General features: G+C 61.9%; 13 protein-coding genes and 1 pseudogene. 6 read left to right on the top strand and 8 right to left on the bottom strand.

The window, feature by feature from the left end:
- Window positions 1-69 precede the first annotated feature (69 nt).
- Complete coding sequence (gene dkgB, locus KJY40_RS10740) at window positions 70-873, top strand: 2,5-didehydrogluconate reductase DkgB (protein WP_230736675.1); 804 nt, start codon at window positions 70-72, stop codon at window positions 871-873.
- Window positions 874-877: 4 nt separating this feature from the next.
- On the opposite strand, the pseudogene KJY40_RS10735 reads toward dkgB, so the two are convergent.
- From KJY40_RS10735 to KJY40_RS10705, 7 genes and pseudogenes are all read right to left on the bottom strand, one after another.
- A pseudogene (locus KJY40_RS10735) lies at window positions 878-4,094 on the bottom strand (ATP-binding protein).
- 10 nt (window positions 4,095-4,104) lie between these two features.
- Window positions 4,105-4,731 carry a response regulator transcription factor gene (locus KJY40_RS10730; protein WP_230736673.1) on the bottom strand — a complete coding sequence of 209 codons (627 nt, stop codon included), beginning with the start codon at window positions 4,729-4,731 and terminating at the stop codon, window positions 4,105-4,107.
- Window positions 4,732-4,838: 107 nt separating this feature from the next.
- Window positions 4,839-5,273, bottom strand: coding sequence for a chemotaxis protein CheY (locus KJY40_RS10725; RefSeq protein ID WP_230736671.1), 435 nt, complete (start codon window positions 5,271-5,273; stop codon window positions 4,839-4,841).
- 109 nt (window positions 5,274-5,382) lie between these two features.
- Window positions 5,383-6,099, bottom strand: coding sequence for an MgtC/SapB family protein (locus tag KJY40_RS10720; protein ID WP_085607898.1), 717 nt, complete (start codon window positions 6,097-6,099; stop codon window positions 5,383-5,385).
- 55 nt (window positions 6,100-6,154) lie between these two features.
- Window positions 6,155-8,854, bottom strand: a complete 2,700-nt coding sequence (mgtA, locus tag KJY40_RS10715; protein ID WP_230736669.1) for a magnesium-translocating P-type ATPase — start codon at window positions 8,852-8,854, stop codon at window positions 6,155-6,157.
- A gap of 603 nt (window positions 8,855-9,457) precedes the next feature.
- On the bottom strand, window positions 9,458-10,795 hold the full coding sequence (locus tag KJY40_RS10710) for a lysine N(6)-hydroxylase/L-ornithine N(5)-oxygenase family protein (RefSeq protein ID WP_230736667.1): 1,338 nt from the start codon (window positions 10,793-10,795) through the stop codon (window positions 9,458-9,460).
- Window positions 10,796-10,908: 113 nt separating this feature from the next.
- Window positions 10,909-11,391, bottom strand: a complete 483-nt coding sequence (locus KJY40_RS10705; protein WP_007956380.1) for a sigma-70 family RNA polymerase sigma factor — start codon at window positions 11,389-11,391, stop codon at window positions 10,909-10,911.
- Window positions 11,392-11,710: 319 nt separating this feature from the next.
- Here KJY40_RS10705 and KJY40_RS10700 point away from each other — a divergent pair, with 319 nt between their 5' ends.
- The 3 genes from KJY40_RS10700 to KJY40_RS10690 are packed head-to-tail and all read left to right on the top strand — an operon-like array spanning window position 11,711 to window position 16,259.
- On the top strand, window positions 11,711-12,883 hold the full coding sequence (locus KJY40_RS10700) for an efflux RND transporter periplasmic adaptor subunit (protein ID WP_230736665.1): 1,173 nt from the start codon (window positions 11,711-11,713) through the stop codon (window positions 12,881-12,883).
- A complete protein-coding gene (locus KJY40_RS10695; RefSeq protein WP_230736663.1) occupies window positions 12,884-14,857 on the top strand; it encodes a MacB family efflux pump subunit in 1,974 nt (657 codons plus the stop codon).
- Between the two features lie 7 nt (window positions 14,858-14,864).
- Entirely contained in the window at window positions 14,865-16,259 is a 1,395-nt protein-coding gene (locus KJY40_RS10690; protein ID WP_230736661.1) for an efflux transporter outer membrane subunit, read from the top strand.
- A gap of 81 nt (window positions 16,260-16,340) precedes the next feature.
- Here KJY40_RS10690 and pvdP read toward each other — a convergent pair whose 3' ends face one another.
- Entirely contained in the window at window positions 16,341-17,960 is a 1,620-nt protein-coding gene (pvdP, locus tag KJY40_RS10685) for a pyoverdine maturation tyrosinase PvdP (RefSeq protein ID WP_230736659.1), read from the bottom strand.
- Window positions 17,961-18,134: 174 nt separating this feature from the next.
- Here pvdP and pvdM point away from each other — a divergent pair, with 174 nt between their 5' ends.
- Together pvdM and pvdN are read left to right on the top strand one after the other, a co-directional pair.
- Window positions 18,135-19,505, top strand: a complete 1,371-nt coding sequence (pvdM, locus tag KJY40_RS10680) for a pyoverdine-tailoring dipeptidase-like protein PvdM (protein WP_230736657.1) — start codon at window positions 18,135-18,137, stop codon at window positions 19,503-19,505.
- Complete coding sequence (gene pvdN / locus KJY40_RS10675) at window positions 19,502-20,782, top strand: pyoverdine-tailoring periplasmic protein PvdN (RefSeq protein WP_230736655.1); 1,281 nt, start codon at window positions 19,502-19,504, stop codon at window positions 20,780-20,782. Before pvdM ends, pvdN begins: the two co-directional genes overlap by 4 nt.
- Window positions 20,783-20,805: the final 23 nt, after the last annotated feature.

Here is a 20,805-nt window from a genome sequence, read left to right as displayed (position 1 = left end):
AGCGGTTTTTCCCGAGGAATCAGACGCGGATACTCCTGCCCATTCCCACTGCAACCCTGGAGTTCCTGCATGTCTGTTCCCGCTTTCGGTCTTGGTACGTTTCGCCTGCAAGGTCAGGTGGTCATCGATTCGGTGAGCACTGCCCTTGAGCTCGGTTACCGGGTTATCGACACCGCCCAGATCTATGAAAACGAAGCCGACGTTGGCGAGGCCATCGCCGCCAGCGGCATCGCCCGTGAAGAGCTGTTCATCACCAGCAAGATCTGGATCGCCAACTTCGCCAGGGATCGTCTGATCGAAAGTCTCAAGGAGAGCCTGCAAAAGCTGCAGACCGACTACCTCGACCTGACGCTGATCCACTGGCCGTCGCCGGAAGATCAGGTGCCGGTCGAAGAGTTCATGGGCGCGCTGCTGGAAGCCAAACGCCTGGGCCTGACCCGACAGATCGGCGTGTCCAACTTCACCATCGACCTGATGAAACAGGCGATTGCTGCGGTCGGCGCGGAAAACATCGCCACTAACCAGATCGAACTGCACCCGTACCTGCAAAACCGCAAGGTCGTGGAATTCGCGCAAAGTCAGGGCATTCAGATCACCTCGTACATGACCCTGGCCTATGGCGAAGTGTTGAAGGATCCGCTGATCGTGCAGATCGCCGAGCGTCTGCAAGCCACCCCGGCGCAGGTCACCCTGGCGTGGGCGATGCAATCGGGTTACGCGGTGATTCCGTCGTCGACCAAACGCGCCAACCTGCAAGGTAACCTCGGCGCCACGGCGCTGACCCTCAGCGACGCCGACTTGGCGCTGATCGCCACCCTGGATCGCGGCCATCGCCTGACCAGCCCCAAAGGCATCGCGCCGCAGTGGGACTGACCGATCAGGCCTGAAGCTGCTGCGCGAGGTCTTGCATGGTCACGCGCAGCAAGTCGATGGCGGCCGTCAATGCCGTTTCGGGTTCGTCGTCACGGCAGGCTTGCTCGAGTACCCGGCACGCCGAGACCACGCTCTCGGCACCGATCATGTGCGCCCCGCCCGTGACGTGATGCGCCAGATCTCGCAGGCGCACGCGATTGCGACCTGATTCGTCCAGACGCTTCAGGTCGATGCGCAGGCTGCTCAGCACCTCTTGGCGCAGCTGCCCGATCAGCGGGTTGTCCTCGCCCGCCAGTTGCAACAGCGCACTCAGATCGAAGGCGGCCACTGCCGGATCGTCAACGCTCTCGACCTGCATTCCCCCGGATTCTGCGGCCATCAAGGCCTGACTCAAATCGCGCAGCAGCACCGGCTTGAACAGGCAATCGTCCATCCCGGCCGCCCGGCATCGCTGCTTTTCTTCCATCTGCGCATTGGCGGTGAATCCGATGATCAGACAGGGCGCCCTGCCCGTCGCGGCTTCTTCCTGACGCACCGCCCGTGTCAGTTCATATCCGTCGAGCCCCTGCATGTTGATATCGGTGATCAGTGCATCGAAAAATTGCCCGCGCCACAGCGCCAGCCCCTCTTCACCACCACCGCAGTCGACGGGGCGATGCCCGAGTTCACTCAACTGCCGACACAACAGCAGGCGATTCACTGGATGGTCATCCACCACCAGCACGTGCAGCGAGTTCACCGTCGTCGCCACTGGCACCGGTTCAACCTCCTGCACATGCGGCTGCGGCACAGACAGTTCCAGCCTCAGCATGACCTGAGTGCCGTGGTTCAACTCGCTGCTCATCCACAAATCACCACCCATCATCCGGCACAGGTTGCGGCTGATCACCAGCCCCAGGCCTGAACCACCCTGCGCCACAGACGGGTGATCGCCGACCTGCACAAACGGGCTGAACAGCCGCTGCTGATCCTCGGCGCTGATCCCCCGGCCACTGTCTTCGATGATCACGCCCGTTTCAATCAGCCCGTCCTGCTCGCCGAACACACGCAAGCGCAGGCTCACCTCGCCGTCATCGGTGAATTTGATTGCGTTGCTCAGCAGATTCGACAGCACCTGTTTGAACCGTATGGGATCGAGCATCACCTCGATGTCGCTGCGCTCGTCCAGTTCTACATGCCACAACAATTGCTTCTGCCGGGCCAGGCCTTCAAAAATCCGACACACCGACGCCACCACCTCGCGCAAATTGACGCGCTCGGGGGCCAGTGACAATTGCCCGGACTCGATACGTGCGATGTCGAGGATATCGCCGATCAATGCCAGCAATTGCTGCCCGGCACTGGACGCCACCTCGATCGCCTGGCGATCGGTCACACCTTCATCGGCACGTTTGAGCGCCAGTTCGAGCATACCGATCAGGGCATTCATCGGCGTGCGGATTTCATGACTCATGGTCGCCAGAAACCTGCTCTTGGCACGATTGGCTTCGTCGGCCGCCTCCTTGGCTTCCTGCAACTGCCGAAGCCATTGCTGACGCTGGCGGATCTGCCGACGCTGAAAGCCGATCCAGCCCAAGGCCAGCAACAGCAGCCCTGCGGCAACGGCAAATCCGCGCAGGATCTGTTCTCGATGACGCTGCCAATAGCTGTCTTGCAGCACCACGTTACGACTCCAGCGTGCGACGAGAGCATCCATTTCCTGTGGCGCGATACTCAACAATGCCTTGTTCAGAATCGATTGCAACTGTGGAGCACCCAGCGCTGTAGCCATGGCAATCCGGGCCGGTTGATCGCCCAGTGTGGAAACTATTCGCAAGCGATCGCGGTACTGGTGATCGATCTGGTAGCGCGCCACCAGCAACGAACTCAAGGTCGCATCGGCCTGCCCGTCGAGCAGCACCTGCATGCCATCTGCCGGGCTCGGCAACTCGACCAGACGGATCAGGGGCACATGCTCCAACAGATAATCGCGCAACAGATTGCCGCGATAGAGTGCCAGGCGCTTGCCCGCCATCTCGTCCAGGCTGCGAGGCGCCTGCGCCTTTGAATCGGTGATCAAGACAAAGGGGCTGTTGGCGTACGAACGGGTGAACAGCATTTCAAGTTCACGCTCGCGGCTCGGTGTCAGCACCGGCAGCAGATCCAGCTCCCCGGCCCGAAGTAGCTCGATCAGGCGATCCAGAGACTGCCCGCGCACCACCTCGAACGTGAGGCCGCTGCGCAGACTGATCAGATTGAGCAGTTGGGCAGCCAGGCCACTGAGCCGGTCATCGGCGTCAAAAAATGTCAGCGGCGCAAAATCATCGATAGCGCCGACCCGCACCACCGGATGCTGATCCAGCCACTGTTGCTCGCTGTCGCTCAGACTCACCCGCGACTGCGCCGCCATGTCGGCGCGGCCAGCGCTCCAGCGCAGCTCCATCGCCAGACGCTGCTCCATGGGAATCGCCAGCAGGGCCTTGTCGACCAGACGTTTCAAACGGGTATTGCTGCGGGCCAGGGCAAAGCCGAACGGGTTGGCGTCCAGGCCCGAGGGCCCGGCCAGTTGCAGCTCGTTTTGAAAATGGGTATTGATCAGGTAGCTGGCGCTGATGAAGTCGCCGAGGTACAGATCATCCCGGCCGAACGCTACGGCGCCGAGGGCATCGAGAATGGATCTGTAGCGCTGCAGAGAGACTTGCGGGTAAGCCTCCTGGATGGTCGAGGCTGGCAGGTAGTCGTCCACCATGGCGATGCGTTTGCCTGCGAGATCATCGGGTAACGCCTCATTGAGCCGGGTCACCCACATCGGCTGGTCCTCGGCGTAGGCGCGCGACAGCATGAGCTCGGAATCAGCGATTTCAAAGTTGTTCGACGTACCGAGAAGATCCAGATCCCCGGCCTTGAGCGCGGTCATGGCGCTGACTCGGTCCGGATAGCACCAGACCTCGACACCGATGTTCAGCACCTGTGCAACCGCGTCGGCGTAATCAGCCGTGAGGCCTTCCAGTTCATGGCGTTTGCGGGTCAGCTCAAAGGGGGGGGTAATCCGGCCATGAGGCACCGATGCGCAGCACTGGGTGCGCGCGGAGCCACTGTCGTTCCTGCTCATCCAGGTGAATCTTTACGCCTTCCAGGCGGGTGCGTGAGACGATTTCAAGCCTTTGCGCACTTGTCACCGCTTGAGCTGTGCCCTCAAACAACAGCATCAGCAGGAGGACGCATCGCAAAAGGCTCATCATGCGGATCCTCTCAGAGCAAATGGTTGCGCAGGGCAAACTCTCGCAAGACCACCGACGACTTGATCCCGAGCTTGAGCATCAAACGGGTCTTGTAGGTGCTGATGGTTTTGTGACTGCGGTTCATATCCGCGGCAATCTGCTTATTCGATATGCCTCGAGCCAGCTCCCTCAGAATGTGCAATTCGCGGTCGGACAGTGACGCGATCAGCTTTCGTTCATTACTGTGCGCTTCGGATTGCCCTGCGGTGACATTCGGCAAGTCCAGGAAATAGCTGTAGCCCGCCCGGACAGCCTTGATCGCATTCTGCAACTGCTGCAATTCGGCGGATTTGCTGACAAAGGCCATGGCACCGGCACGTCGGCATCGCACCAGATAGTGATCAGGATCGGCAGAGGTGAAAACCACGACTTTGCAGAGCAGCCCGATTGTCTTTATGTGCTCCAGCGTTTCCAGGCCACCCTGGCCCGGCAGCTTCAGATCAAGCACGATCAGATCCGGCCCATGCAAACGGACCAGCGACACCACTTCGCGGCTGTCTGAAGCAACATGAATCGGCTTATATCCAAGCGACTCCAGAACCATGCGAACGGCACTCGCCACCACCGGATGATCTTCGACGACCAATGCTGAACTCATGACCACTCCCGGGGCGAATACATGACACGACGCCACCGATCCTGCATGAACGGGACGATTAGTAGCTGCGCTACAACTGTTGCACGGCGTGCACGTTCAATCACCTGTCAGATCTGACAGTTGTGCGATTGACCGATCTGTGATCGAACGCGCGATGAGCAACCCGACGAGGCCTCGACCGAAATCATCAGCTGTTCGATGGCGCGAATTGAAGGCAACGGCGCAGGGCTGGTAACGATCTTTTGCCCAAAATGCCTAGACACACATGAGGAATCTGTTGGTTCGCCGTACACCAGTGCCCGCCGGATTTGCGGAAGATCAAACAGAAAACCACGCAGATCCGTGATCCCGGTCGCCAGCTCGGCATTGATCACCAGGACATCGAACGGCTGATAGCCGTAATCGACCAGCGTCAGCAGTTCGGCAAGACTTTGTACCGGCGCAATACGGTAGTAATCGAGATCATTGAACAGGCGCTCGATCTTCATCCGGTGAAAATGCTGCAGGTCGGCGATCAGGATGCGCAGGGTTTTGTCGGTCAATGTGGAAATCCGGGTAGTCGCTTCAAGTGGCGGCAAGACTACCCAAGCATCGGGATTGGCTCTGTAGGACTTTTCCGAAAAATACCGTCACTCATCCGGATCGAGCACTTTACTCCGTAGTGCTCGGGCTCCAGAACGCCTGCACCACCAGGCTTGAAGTGGAAATCCGCTTCACCAGTGCATCCAGCTCATCGCCGTCCACCGACGTGGTGGCGAGCGTAGCTTCGATCTCGATTTCGTCGGCCCCGAAGGCGTGCACATCAACGTCACTGGCCGGGTAGTTGCTGCGTTCGAGTTCGGCTTCAAGCAAGGCGAACACGGCGGTCTGCTGCGAACGCCGGGCGATGACGTAGACGATGTTGGTGACTTCCGCCGAGACCACATCGAGCGGCTGACGGTTGATGTTGTTGACGATCGGCCGCAGCAAGGTATTGGCGGCGAGCACGAACAAGGTGCCCAGCACCGCTTCGGCCAGCAGGTCGGCGCCGGCACAGGCGCCCACCGCTGCTGAAGTCCAGAGTGTGGCGGCGGTGTTGAGCCCGCGCACGTTGCCTTCTTCGCGCATGATCACCCCGGCACCGAGAAAACCGATGCCGGAAACCACATACGCGACCACCCGCACCGCGCCTTCGGCACCGGCAAGACGGTTGGCCATGTCGACGAAAATCGCCGCCCCGACCGCCACCAGCACGTTGGTGCGCAAGCCCGCCGTGCGTTGCCGGTACTGGCGTTCGAAGCCGATCAGGCCGCCGAGAATGAAGGCCGCGCTGAGGCTGACCAAAGTGTCGAGCAATGAGGTGAGGTTGAGATTGTTGATCGCTTGCATGTCGAACTCCTTGAAACCGCCCCCCTTGCTCCCACAAGGGGGGAATTCTTGCCTGTTACTGCCAGCCGAAGCGGCGGATGTAGAAGCCTTTGACGGCCTGGGTCAGCGCCATGTACGCCAGCAGGATCACCGGCAGAAACACGAAGTACATCGACGGCAGCGCCTGCAATTTGAAGTAGTGCGCCAGCGGCCCCATCGGCAGGAAGATGCCCACGGCCATGATGATTGCTGTCATCACCAGCAACGGCATGGCCGCGCGGCTTTGCAGGAACGGAATCTTCGGCGTGCGGATCATGTGCACGATCAGCGTCTGGGTCAGCAGCCCCACCACGAACCAGCCGGACTGGAACAGGGTCTGGTGATCCGGGGTGTTGGCATCGAACACGTACCACATCAAGGCGAACGTTGTGATGTCGAAGATCGAACTGATCGGGCCGAAGAACAGCATGAAACGTCCGACGTCCCCGGGCTGCCAGCGTTGCGGCTGTTTCAGCATCTCGTCGTCGACGTTGTCGAACGGGATCGCGATCTGCGAAATGTCATACAGCAGGTTCTGCACCAGCAGGTGCATCGGCAGCATCGGCAGGAACGGAATGAACGCACTGGCCACCAGCACCGAGAACACGTTGCCGAAGTTCGAACTGGCGGTCATCTTGATGTACTTGAGCATGTTGGCGAAGGTCCGGCGCCCTTCCAGCACGCCCTCCTCCAGCACCATCAGGCTCTTTTCCAGCAGGATGATGTCGGCGGCTTCCTTGGCGATATCCACCGCGCTGTCCACGGAAATCCCGATGTCGGCGGTGCGCAGCGCCGGGGCGTCGTTGATGCCGTCGCCCATGAACCCGACCACGTGACCGTTGCCCTTGAGGATGCGCACGATGCGTTCCTTGTGCGACGGCGTCAGCCTGGCGAACACGTTGGTGGTTTCCACCGCCACGGCGAGTTCGGCGTCGCTCATGCGTTCGATGTCGTTGCCCATCAGCAGACCTTGCTGGGCCAGGCCCACTTCGCGGCAGATCTTGGCGGTCACCAGCTCGTTGTCGCCGGTCAGCACTTTCACCGCCACGCCGTGTTCGGCCAGGGCCTTCAGCGCTGGTGCGGTGCTTTCCTTCGGTGGATCGAGAAACGCCACGTAACCGATCAGCGTCAGTTCCTGCTCGTCGCCCAGGCTGTAAGTATCACGTCCCTCCGGCATCGACCGTGCCGCCACCGCTACCACGCGCAAGCCTTCAGCGTTGAATGCTGCCGTTACCTGACGAATTTTCACCAGCAACTCATCGCTCAAGGCTTCGTCGACTTCACCGTGACGAACCCGGGTGCACACCGAAAGAACCTCTTCCACCGCGCCCTTGCAGATCAATTGATGCGGCTGACCGCGTCCCTCGACGACCACCGACATGCGCCGACGGTTGAAGTCGAACGGAATCTCGTCGACCTTGCGAAACGCCGTGCCGACCTTCAGCTCACGGTGGATTTCCACGTGTTCCAGCACCGCCACATCGAGCAGGTTTTTCAGGCCGGTCTGGTAGTAGCTGTTGAGGTAAGCCATTTCCAGCACGTCATCGGAGTCTTCGCCCCAGACGTCGACATTGCGTGCCAGGAAGATCTTGTCCTGAGTCAGGGTGCCGGTCTTGTCGGTGCACAGCACGTCCATGGCGCCGAAGTTCTGGATCGCATCCAGGCGTTTGACAATGACTTTCTTGCGCGACAGGAACACCGCGCCCTTGGCCAGCGTCGAGGTGACGATCATCGGCAGCATTTCCGGGGTCAGGCCCACGGCGATCGACAGCGCGAACAACAGTGCTTCGGTCCAGTCGCCCTTGGTGAAACCATTGATGAACAACACCAGCGGCGCCATGACGAACATGAAGCGGATCAGCAGCCAGCTGACTTTGTTCACGCCTTGCTGGAACGAAGTCACCGCACGATCAGTCGCCCCGACCCGCTGCGCCAGCGCACCGAAATAGGTGCTGTTGCCGGTGGTGAGAATCACCGCCACCGCTGTGCCGGACACCACGTTGGTGCCCATGAACAGGATGTTGTCGAGCTCCAGCGGGTTGCGCGTGTCGCGATCGGCCTGGCGGGGGAATTTCTCCACCGGCATCGATTCACCGGTCATCGCCGCCTGGCTGACGAACAGGTCCTTGGCGCTGAGCACCCGGCAATCGGCAGGAATCATGTCACCGGCCGAGAGCACGATCAGATCGCCGGGCACCAGTTGCTTGATCGGCAATTCAGCTCGCGGCGCATCCCGGCGCAGCACGGTGGCAGTGTTGCTGACCATCGCCTTGAGCGCGTCGGCGGCCTGATTGGATTTGCTTTCCTGCCAGAAGCGCAGCAGCGTCGACAGCACCACCATCGAGAAAATCACGATGGCGGCCTTGAGGTCTTCGGTCAGCCACGAGATCACCGCCAACAGGGTCAACAGCAGGTTGAAGGGGTTCTTGTAGCAGTGCCACAGGTGGGTCCACCACGGCAGCGGTTGCTCGTGTTCGACTTCGTTGAGGCCGTGCTGCGCGCGCAGCACATCGACTTTGAAATCGGTCAGGCCGTCGGTGTGGGTGCCGAGGTTCGACAGCAGCACGCCGCTGTCGCAATGGGCGGCGTCCACCAGTGTATTGGCCAGCGTGGGCGGCACTTCACGGCTGACCGTGGTGTCGCTGAGAGTTTCCAGCAAGGCCAGGCGACGGAAGTGCCGGGCGATGTGACGGGTCCGCAGAAAACCTGCGAAAAATTCCTTGAGCGTAAGTTTCATGGCTGTTGCCCCTATGGTCAGCCGGGAAACCGTCGAGCAGGTACGTCCTCGTCTCGGGCACCGCAAAACCGGCACGGCAAGGCGTGGCGCGCCGGTCAGAAAAGACAGGCGTGTCGATAGGGCTGCAATGACGACGATGAAGTCGACTTCACAGGCTTTTCAGTGTCGATGAGAAGGACGTCGGGACATGACCGGGACCGGTCATGATCGGGATGCCGCTGCTCGCTGTTCGGCGAGACAACGGCACAAATGAATGCGCGTTATCTTGCCGAGAATCCGCCGGTTACAAGGACCGGCCGACAACTGTCACTCGAACAAGTACCCACTGTGGGTCTCCGCTATTGATGAAAACGCGCGAAGCTTACGCCCCGATGTCTGGAGAGTAAACCCGCAAAAGGAAGTGTGTCGGGGAATGTGGCGGGTGTTCAGGAAGGGTTCAGGATTGAGTTTTTGCGGTGTACTTGAAGGCCTCTTCGTCGGATCGCCGCCCGGACCAAGCCCGCTCCCACAGGGGATCTTCATTGAACACAGATTTTGTGGTCAGCAGAGATCCAGTGTGGGAGCGGGCTTGCCCGCGAGGACGATTTGGCAAACGCCGCAGGTTTAGCTGGCAGTCGCCAACAACAGATCCATCACCGAACGGTTGTGCCCACGGTTCTTGCCATGCTCATACAGCGAGCCGGCAATCTCGTCCGCGCGGATCGGCAGGATCGACAGCAGCGTATCGCTCAGACCATGGCTGGCCTGGCAGAAACCCTGCATGTACAGACCGGCCTTGCAGCGCTCGTCGGTGATCAACCGGTAATTGCGGTCGACCTCGAAGTCGCCCAGGTACTCCTCCAGCGGCGCCAGCAGTTTGCGGTGCATCTGGCGCTCGTAACCGGTGGCCAGCACGACCGCGTCGTAGGCACGCACGGTGACTTCGCCGGTGGCGTTGTTGCGCACGGTCAGTTCAATACCGTGTTCGGTGGCAGTGGCTTTCTCGACAGTGGTCAGGGTGCGGAACGCGTGGCGGGCAACACCGGAAACCTTCTGGCGGTAGAAGATGCCGTAGATGCGCTCGATCAGGTCGATGTCGACCACCGAGTAGTTGGTGTTGTGGTACTCGTTGACCAGACGCTCACGCTCGCTGCTCTTCTGCTGGAAGATCAGGTCGGTGAATTCCGGCGAGAACACTTCGTTGACGAACGGGCTGTCATCCGCCGGCTTCAGGGCCGAGCCGCGCAGGATCATGTCGACCTGCACCGACGGGAACGAATCGTTCAGGTCGATAAAGGCTTCCGCCGCGCTCTGGCCGCCACCGATGATTGCGATGCTCATCGGCTGGTTGTTGATGCACGGCTGCTTGGCCATCTCCGCCAGATACTGCGAGTGATGGAACACCCGGCCGTCGCCCTTCAGCGCCTTGAACGCCTCGGGAATGCGCGGCGTACCGCCAGCGCTGACCACCACCGAACGCGCAGTGCGCACGAATTGCTGGCCTTCGGTATCACGGGAAATCACCCGCAGCGCTTCAACCTGATGGTTGTGCAGTACCGGTTCGATGGTCAGCACTTCTTCGCCGTAGCGGCTCTGTTCGGTGAACTGTGCAGCGACCCAGCGCAGGTAGTCGTTGTACTCCATGCGGCACGGATAGAAGGTGCCGAGGTTGATGAAGTCCACCAGGCGACCGTGGTGCTTGAGGTAGTTGACGAACGAGTACGGGCTGGTCGGATTGCGCAGGGTCACCAGATCCTTGAGGAAGGAAATCTGCAACTCGCTCTGGGTCGACAGGGTGTTGCCGTGCCAGCTGTAGTTGGGTTGTTTGTCGAGAAACAGAACATCCAGTTCCCCCTGGATCGGGCCGCGCTCTTGCAGAGCGATGGCCAGCGCAAGGTTCGAAGGGCCGAAACCGACGCCGATCAGGTCGTGAACGATGGGCGATGCAATTGCCTGTGTCATTTCCAGTGTCCTCTGGACGAAAAGCCTGAGTGACCTGACCGGCCTTGAGCAGGACAGCAGATCGTCTGTTGAGTAGGAACGAGGACAGTGAAAAAAAATTTAACGACGACGGCTCAATGGGCGTCCCATTGTTTGATGCGCAGGCGGCAATGCTTCATGGCGTTGACGATGTGCTTTTCCACCAGCGCCTTGGAAATCCCTAGGTGTTCGGCAATTTCGGGATGCGACAGACCTTCGATCTTGCGCAACAGAAAACTTTCGCGGCACAGCGGCGAAAGTTCAGCGAGGGCACGCTGGAGCATCTCCAGTCGCTGGCCGTGATCGAAGGTGTTGTGGGGGGACGGAGTGAAATAGCGCTCTTCGCTGTCGAGCACTTCCAGCGATTCGACCTGACGCAGGGCATTGCGCCGATGGTCGTCGATCACCAGATTGAGTGCGGTGCGATAGAGAAATGCCCGAGGCTGCTCGATCGGCGTTTCGCTGGATCGCTCCAGCACCCGCAGATAAGCGTCATGCACCACGTCTTCGGCCACTTGACGGTTGCCGAGCCTGGCGTTCAGGAAACACACCAACTCGCGATAGTAGTTTTCCAACATGATTCCCCGCCGCAGCGTGCGGTTTCGATCCTTGAGCCAGATCCGCGACTGTCGAAACAGGCAGTGGCACGGTAATGGCAATTTCAGGTGCGTAATTTATAGTAATTCTCATATAGATTTAAAGCGCTGTTTCGGTTTGCCCGACAAATTGTTCTCGCCTATACCTGTTACCGCGTTTTTCAGCGCTTAAATTCGCCGCCCCTTCTCTCGTTTAACCAACAGCCCTCCCGTGTCTGTCGTGCCCTGCGACAGCATTCGGCCGTGCCCGCTTGCGGTGCCCGCCGGATGACGGGCCGATTCACACTGGCCGGAACCCCGCATGAAACGTCCCCGCCCCGCCCGACGCGCCCTGCTCATCGCTCTTTGCCTGATCCCCGTCATTGCCGTTGCGGCGTGGCAAGTCCTGCCGCCCGGTCGTGATAAATTCGCCACCGTCTCCGTCAGCCGTGGCGACATCGAGAGCAGCGTCACCGCGCTGGGCACGCTGCAGCCGCGGCGCTATGTGGATGTCGGCGCCCAGGCGTCGGGGCAGATCCAGAAAATCCACGTCGAGGTCGGTGATGTGGTCAAGGAAGGCCAGTTGCTGGTGGAAATCGACCCGTCCACGCAAAAGGCCAAACTCGACGCCGGGCGCTTCTCCATTGAAAACCTCAAGGCGCAATTGCAGGAGCAGAAAGCCCAGCACGAACTGGCGCAGCAGAAATACCAGCGCCAACAGAATCTCGCCGCCGGCGGCGCGACCCGCGAAGAAGACGTGCAGACCGCCCGCGCCGAATTGAAAGCCACCCAGGCGCGCATCGACATGTTCCAGGCCCAGATCCGTCAGGCCGAAGCCAGCCTGCGCAGCGATCAGGCCGAACTCGGCTATACCCGCATTTACGCACCGATGGCCGGCACGGTGGTCGCGCTCGATGCCCGCGAAGGCCAGACCCTCAACGCCCAGCAGCAGACGCCGCTGATTCTGCGGATCGCCAAACTGTCGCCGATGACCGTGTGGGCCGAGGTTTCAGAAGCCGACATCGGCCACGTCAAACCGGGCATGACCGCCTACTTCACCACCCTCAGCGGCGGCAACCGGCGCTGGAGCAGCACCGTGCGGCAGATCCTGCCGGTACCGCCCAAGCCGCTGGACCAGACCAGCCAGGGCGGCGGCAGCCCCGCCAGCACCAGCAAAAGCGGGAGCGCCCGCGTGGTGCTGTACACCGTGTTGCTGGACGTCGACAACGCCGACAACGCATTGATGGCGGAGATGACCACACAAGTTTTCTTCGTCGCCAACCAGGCGCAGAACGTGCTCACCGCACCGGTTGCCGCACTGCAGGGCAGCTCCACCGCCAACCTGCAGACCGCGCAGGTGATCGCTGCCAACGGCAAGATCGAAACCCGCGAAGTACGCACCGGTATCAGCGACCGTTTGAAAGTACAGATTCTTGAAGGCCTCAACGAGGGCGATCACCTGGTGATCGGCCCGGCCACCGGCAGCGGAGGTTGAATGCAAACGCCTCTGATCGACCTGCAGGACATCCGTAAATCCTACGGCGGCGGTGATGCGCCCGAGGTTCATGTCCTGCGTGGCATCGACCTGTCGATCCACGCCGGCGAATTCGTGGCGATCGTCGGGGCCTCCGGCTCCGGCAAATCGACACTGATGAACATCCTCGGCTGCCTCGACCGACCGACCACCGGCGAATATCGCTTCGCCGGGGAAAACGTCGCCGGCCTGGACACCGACGAGCTGGCCTGGCTGCGCCGCGAAGCCTTTGGCTTCGTGTTCCAGGGCTATCACCTGATTGCGTCCGGCTCGGCCCAGGAAAACGTCGAGATGCCGGCGATCTACGCCGGCACACCCGCCGCCGAACGTCATGCTCGTGCCGCCGCCCTGCTCGACCGCCTCGGCCTGGCCTCGCGCACCGGCAACCGTCCACATCAACTCTCCGGCGGCCAGCAACAGCGGGTATCGATTGCCCGGGCCTTGATGAACGGCGGCCACATCATTCTCGCCGACGAGCCCACCGGCGCCCTCGACAGCCACAGCGGCAAGGAAGTCATGGCGCTGCTCGACGAGCTGGCGAGCCAGGGCCACGTGGTCATTCTGATCACCCACGACCGTGAAGTGGCCGCGCGAGCCAAACGCATCATCGAAATCAGCGACGGCCTGATCGTCAGCGACAGCGCCCGCCACAACCCCGAGGCCCAGACCAGCGCCAACCCAGGCGCCTTGCAGGCCGTGGATCTACGCAAACGCCTGAGCGAAGGCGCCGAAGCGACCGGCGCCTGGAAAGGCGAACTGATCGACGCGCTGCACGCCGCCTGGCGGGTGATGTGGATCAACCGCTTCCGCACGGCGCTGACCCTGCTCGGGATCATCATTGGCGTGGCCTCGGTGGTGGTGATGCTCGCAGTCGGCGAAGGCAGCAAGCGCCAGGTCATGGCGCAAATGGGCGCCTTCGGCTCGAACATCATTTACCTCAGCGGCTCGTCACCCAACCCGCGCACACCGCAAGGCATCGTCACCCTCGATGACGTGGCGGCACTGGCGAGCCTGCCGCAGGTCATGCGGATCATGCCGGTCAACGGCGCCGAGGCCGGCGTGCGTTTCGGCAATGCCGACTACCTGAGTTACGTCGGCGGCAACGACACCAACTTCCCGGCGATCTTCAACTGGCCCGTGGTGCAGGGCAGTTATTTCACCGAGGCCGATGAACGCAATGCCGCAGCCGTCGCGGTGATCGGCCACAAGGTCCGTACCAAATTGCTCAAGGACGTCGCCAACCCCATCGGCCAATACATCCTGATCGAGAACGTACCGTTCCAGGTGGTGGGCGTGCTGGCGGAAAAAGGCGCCAGCTCCGGCGACTCCGACAGCGACAACCGCATTGCCGTGCCCTACTCCGCCGCCAGCGTCCGTCTGTTTGGCACACGCAATCCGGAATACGTGGCGATCGCCGCCGCCGATGCGCGCAAGGTCAAGGAAACCGAACACGCCATCGAGCAACTGATGCTGCGCCTGCACAACGGCAAGAAGGATTTCGAGCTGACCAACAACGCCGCGATGATCCAGGCCGAAGCCCGCACGCAAAACACCCTGTCGCTGATGCTCGGTTCGATTGCCGCGATTTCGCTGCTGGTGGGCGGGATCGGCGTGATGAACATCATGCTGATGACCGTGCGCGAACGCACCCGCGAGATCGGTATTCGCATGGCTACCGGCGCCCGCCAGCGCGACATCCTGCGCCAGTTCCTCACCGAAGCGGTGATGTTGTCGGTGGTCGGGGGGATCGCCGGCATCGCCCTGGCGCTGATCGTCGGCGGCGTGCTGATCCTCAGCGAGGTCGCCGTGGCGTTTTCCTTGATGGCGGTGCTCGGTGCCTTTGGCTGCGCCCTTGTGACCGGTGTTGTCTTCGGCTTCATGCCGGCCCGCAAAGCCGCCCGACTCGACCCGGTGACGGCCCTTACCAGTGAATGATCGATCTATGAAATCGCGCCTCAGCCTGTTGACCGTGTGCCTGATGCTCAGCGCCTGCGGCAATCCCGTCCAGCGTCCCGACAGCGGCTTGCAGCCACCGGCGACCTGGCAATCGCCCCACGGCGCCAGCGTCGCCCGCATCGATCCGCAGTGGTGGAAGCAGTTCGGCAGCCCCGAACTCGACCGCCTGATCGAACAGGCCCGCCTCGGCAGTTTCGACCTCGCGGCCGCCATGGCGCGGGTACGTCAGGCCCAGGCCGGCACCGTGATTGCCGGCGGCTCACAGTTGCCCGAAGTGAAAGCCGGGGCCAATGCCAATCGGCAGAAACTGCTGCGCGGTAACGGCTACAGCCAGCTCGACGCCGACAACAGCAACAAGGCGGTGGACTATTTCGACGCCAGCCTGACCGCCACTTACGAGATCGATTTCTGGGGCGGAAAACGTGCCTCCCGCGACAGTGCCCGGTTTGCCCTGCAAGCCAGCGAGTTCGATCGGGCGACCGTGGAACTGACCTTGCTCAGCGGCGTGGCCAATACCTATGCGCAGGCCTTGTCCCTGCGCGAGCAAAGTCGCATCGCCGAACTGAATCTGGCGAATGCCCAGAACGTGCTGAAGCTGGTACAGACCCGCTACGACTCAGGCTCGGACACCGCCCTGGAACTGGCCCAGCAGAAAAGCCTGGTGGCCGCGCAACAACGGCAATTGCCGCTGGTGCAACAACAGGCCCAGGACGCTTTGATCAGCCTCGCGGCCCTGCTCGGCCGGCCGGTGCAGGAACTGCGAACCGCCGCTGAGCCGTTCGACCGACTGCAATGGCCGACCATCGCCGCCGGCGTGCCCAGCGACCTGCTCAGCCACCGTCCGGACATCGCCCGCGCCGAGGCGCAACTGGCGGCGGCCGAAGCCGACGTCAAGGTCGCCCGCGCCGCCATGCTGCCGAGCGTGACTCTGTCTGCCCAGCTCGGCTCCGGCGCCAACCAGTTCGACGACATTATCCGCAGCCCGTTCTACAACCTCACCGCCGGACTGATCGCGCCTGTCTTCAACAACGGGCGGCTGAGCGCCGAGCGCGACAAGGCCAGAGCCCGTCAGGAAGAACTGCTGGAAACCTATCGCGCCGCCATCATCAACAGTTTCGCCGACGTCGAAAAAGCCCTGAACGGCATTCGCGGGCTCGACGCGCAGCGGCAGTGGCAAAGTGAAGAGTTGAATCAGGCGCAGACCGCGTTCGACATCGCCCAGAGCCGTTATGAGGCCGGCGCCGAAGACTTGCTGACAGTGCTGGAAACCCAACGCACGCTGTATGCGGCGCAGGACCTGAATGTGCAACTGCGCCTGTCGCGATTGCAGGCGAGTATCGCGCTGTACAAGGCATTGGGTGGGGGCTGGCAGGCGCTGTAATTGCACTGCCCTTCAGACAATCATCGTAGGGTCTCCGCCCGGAGCAGGCGGCGACCCTACGATTGAACGATAACGCGGTCCTCAGACCGCGTCGCTTTTGGCCTTCAGATTGCGCGCATACCACGGCCGCTTCGGCACTCGCCGGAACAATCCTTCCAGCTTCTTCTCATCCGAACCGAACACGATTCGCAGCGCCAGCTTCATGGTTTCCGGATCCATCTCCACCGACTTGCCAACCTGCAACCCCGGCGTAGTGCTGCAACCGTGAGTGGTCGGGCCGAGCCACGGGTCAGCGACTTCGACCCAGCGCCCAGGGGCAAACCATTTCACACCATTGACTTCAAGTCGCGTGACCTGACCCGGATGGAAACGCTCATGGGCGCGGAACCAGTCTTCCACGCGGTCATCGATCCAGCCGTGGAAATGCCAGAACACCGGGTTCACATGAGATGAAAACGGATCGCCGAGGAAGTCGTTTTCCGGGGCGAACCAGCGCGCGGCAAAATCGTCCAGATCCCGGGCCAGCGGCACCGGCTGACCGTTGGACGGATCGCGCGGCACCGAAGCCCAGCGCATGTGCAGCCAGTCGTGCAGCCCCAGTTCGACTTCGGAGCCGAACTGGCCGAGGGTCATCTTCGACAGATATTGTGGATCGCGGTACTGCGACTCCCAGACCTCGAAGTTGCTCTGATAGGTCTCGGCGGTCTTGATGTCGCTGACCCACTGGCTGAATTCATCGTCGCCATCGGCCAGCCAGGTCGGCGGCAGCGCGGTGCCGTCGTGGTTGTCGAAATAGCGGGCAAAACCCTGACGGTCGCGCACCAGTTCCGGCTGCGGCAGCGGGAAGAATTCCCACGACGGCAGATCCTGCAGCGAGCGCGCCGTCCCGAGCATGTGCCGGTGCATGAAAAAGAAATCGATGCCTGAACCGTTGCGGTCCTTGCGCTTGCCCCGGGCGTCACGTTCCTGATCCCGAGGGCCGGGCTGCCAGCCGAGGCCGCGCAAGGCGTTGCGTTTGTCCTCGGACAGCGTGTGCCATTTGTCCCGCGTCGCGTGCCACACCTGGTGGAACAGCCGATGCTCGGGCGACACCAGCCAGGCCAGCAATGGCCCATTCAGCGGCGTGCGCTGACGGGCTTCGGGGAACAGGCATTTGACCGCGATGAAGCGGTGATCCTGCGCCGGCAAGGCCAGCGCGCGATCGAGGCGCTGGACACTGCCGCTGAGGGTGCCGCTGCCGGCGTTGCCGAAATCGGCCCAGACCTCGTCGAGAATCATGTTCAGTTCGTAGTCGACGCTGCCGCCAGTGCCCAGCAATCGCCAGCTGAGCTTCGAAGCCTCGGCCCCGGCAAGATCGCCGAGTATTCGGTAACGAGGTGTGTCGGCAGAGCGCAGACGCTCCGGCGTGTCGAGAAAACCGCACACGCCCCGGCCTTTCTGACCGATGTCGATGAACACTTCCAGGCCTTGGGCCGGCAAGCCGTCCAGGCCCGCGTCACGCCCGACGAAGCGGATCTTCCAGACCCCGCGCAACGCATTCGCCAGGCGCTGCCCGGCCACGTCGGCGACATCGAAAGACGCCTCACCGGGGGTGATCGTCGGGTCGGGCTTCGTCCATTCGCGATGCCCGAAATAAGCTGCAGGTACGGCAGCGCCGGTCAGCGCCAGGCCTGCCATGAACCATCGTCGAGAAATCCTCATTGCCCTACCTGTGTTCAGCCCTGAAGCAGGCTTTATCCAAGCTAGAACGTTTGCTGAGCGAACAAATTTAAGCGCCATCGGGGCGGACTAATTTTCTCCCGCGCCCGCTCGTTCTTCCCAGATAGCAAAGGCCTCTGTGCCTGCACCTCGACGGCGAACCTGACTGAGATGGCAATGACAAAACCACGTTCGAAAAAGGCTCTTTACATCGGCCTGCCGCTGGCCCTGGCGATCAGCGCCGGTGCCGGTTTCGCGGTCTGGGATATCTGGTTCAAGGACAATCCCGGCTACCCTCGCAAAGTCATGCAGCAGGCCGAAGAGCTGCACGAACACATGCTCTCGTTCGACAGCCACATCACCATCACCCAGAACTTCGGCACCACCGGCCATGAAGTCGACAAGGACGGCAGCGACCAGTTCGACCTGGTCAAGGCCAATCGCGGACGCCTGTCCGGCGCGGCACTGACGATCTTCGGCTGGCCGGAAATCTGGAACGGCGCCAATGCCCCGCACAAGCCCACCGCCGGCTTCGTCGACGAGGCGCGCAACCAGCAGGAAATCCGCTACAAGATCATTTCCGGCATGGTCCGCGACTTCCCCAACCAGGTCGGCATCGCCTACACCGCCGACGACTTCCGGCGCCTGCACGGCGAAGGCAAGTTCGCGATCTTCATCAGCATGCTCAACGCCTACCCGCTGGGCCACGACCTGAACCTGCTGGACCTGTGGACGGCGCGCGGGATGCGCATGTTCGGCTTCAGCTACATCGGCAACAACGACTGGGCCGACTCGTCGCGCCCGCTGCCGTTCTTCAATGATTCGCCGGACGCCCTCGACGGTCTTTCGGACCTGGGCAAGCAAGCGGTGAAACGCCTGAACGACCTGGGCGTGATCATCGACGTGTCGCAGATGTCGACCAAGGCCCTGGAGCAAGTCGCACAGCTGAGCCGCACCCCGCTGGTGGCGTCGCACTCGGCGCCGCGCGCCATGGTCGATATCCCGCGCAACCTCAGCGACAAGGAAATGCAGCTGATCAAGAACAGCGGCGGCGTGGTGCAGATCGTCGGTTTCTCGCAATACCTGCGACCGCTGACCCAGGGCACCCAGGACAAGCTCAACGAGCTGCGCAAACGCTATGACCTGCCGCCGCTGCCAAACCTGGCCGTGGCCCTGATGCCGGGCGATCCGATCATCTCGGCGTGGTCGGAGCAGAAGTTCGGCGAATACGCCGGCCAGCTCTACGCGATCCTCGAAGGCGAACCCAAGGCCAGCCTTAAGGACCTGGGCGACGCCATCGATTACACGGTCAGAAAGATCGGCATCGACCACGTCGGCATCAGCTCGGACTTCAACGAAGGTGGCGGCGTCAAAGGCTGGGAGAATGTCGGCGAAATTCGCAACGTGACCGCTGAACTGCTGTCGCGCGGTTACACCGAAGCCGATATCGCCAAGCTCTGGGGCGGCAACTTCCTGCGGGTCTGGGACCAGGTGGAAAAATCCGCCAAACCGGCGCTGGCCACTGCCCGGGACGCCGCCAAGCCATGAGCAACCGTCGTGACTTTCTCAAGCAGGCCGGGATCCTCGCCGCTGCCTTGCCGCTGGGCGCCAGCCTGCCGAACATCGCCAGCGCTTCGACCGCCGCCCCGCTGCCACGCAACAAATGGGCGCAGTTGCAGCAGTTGTTCGATCAGGATCCGGCGTGGCTGCACTTTTCCAACTTCCTGATCACCACCCACCCGCGCCCGGTGCGCGAGGCGATCGAGATGCACCGCGCCGCCCTCGACAAGAACCCCGGGCTGGCGATGGACTGGGACCACGGCGTGACCGAAAAGCGCGAGGAAGCCGTGCGCGTGCTGGCCGGCCGATACGTGCAGGCCGATGCCCGGCAGATTGCGCTCACCGGCAGCACCACCGAAGGCCTGGCGATGATTTACGGCGGCGTGCAGGTACGCGCCGATCAGGAAATCCTCACCACGGCCCACGAGCATTACGCAACGCACACCATCCTCGAACTGCGCACCCAGCGTGACGGCACCAAGGTGCGCAAGATCCGTCTGTTCAAGGATCCTTACCGGATCAGCAAGGATGAACTGCTGGCCAATATCGACCGCAGCATCCGCCCGGAAACCCGCGTGCTGGGCATGTGCTGGGTGCATTCGGGCAGCGGCGTGAAACTGCCGCTCGCCGACATCGGTGCGCTGGTCGACAAACACAACCGCGGTCGCAGCGAGGCCGACCGGATCATCTACGTGGTGGACGGCGTGCACGGTTTCGGTGTGGAAGACCTGAGCTTCCCGGCCATGAACTGCGACTTCTTCATCGCCGGCACCCACAAATGGATGTTCGGTCCGCGCGGCACCGGGATCGTGGTCAGCCGCACGCCGGAAGTGAAATACGTCACGCCGATCATCCCGACCTTTTCCGAGGCCGAGCACTTCTCCACCACCATGACCCCGGGCGGCTATCACGCTTTCGAACACCGCTGGGCAATGACCGAAGCCTTCACCTTGCACCTGCAACTGGGCAAGGCCGACGTGCAGGCGCGCATTCATGAACTGAACAGCTACCTGAAAAAACGCCTGCTGCAACGCCCGCAGATCGAGCTGGTCACGCCGTTGAGCCCTGAGTTTTCCGCCGGCTTCACCTTCTTCCGGGTCACTGGCAAGAACAGCGACAAGATCGCCGCGCACCTGATGGCCAACAAAGTCGTGGCCGACGCTGTCGAGCGCGATGTCGGGCCAGTGATCCGCACCGCGCCCGGCCTGCTCAACGATGAAGCCCAGATCGACCGCCTGCTGGCCGTGCTGGATCAGGCCCTGTGAGCCGAACCTTTTTCCTTTTGACG

This window comes from Pseudomonas fitomaticsae, assembly GCF_021018765.1.
GTDB lineage: Bacteria > Pseudomonadota > Gammaproteobacteria > Pseudomonadales > Pseudomonadaceae > Aquipseudomonas > Aquipseudomonas fitomaticsae.
Note: the sequence above shows the minus strand (reverse complement) of the source record. Positions and strands in the feature narration are given on the sequence as shown.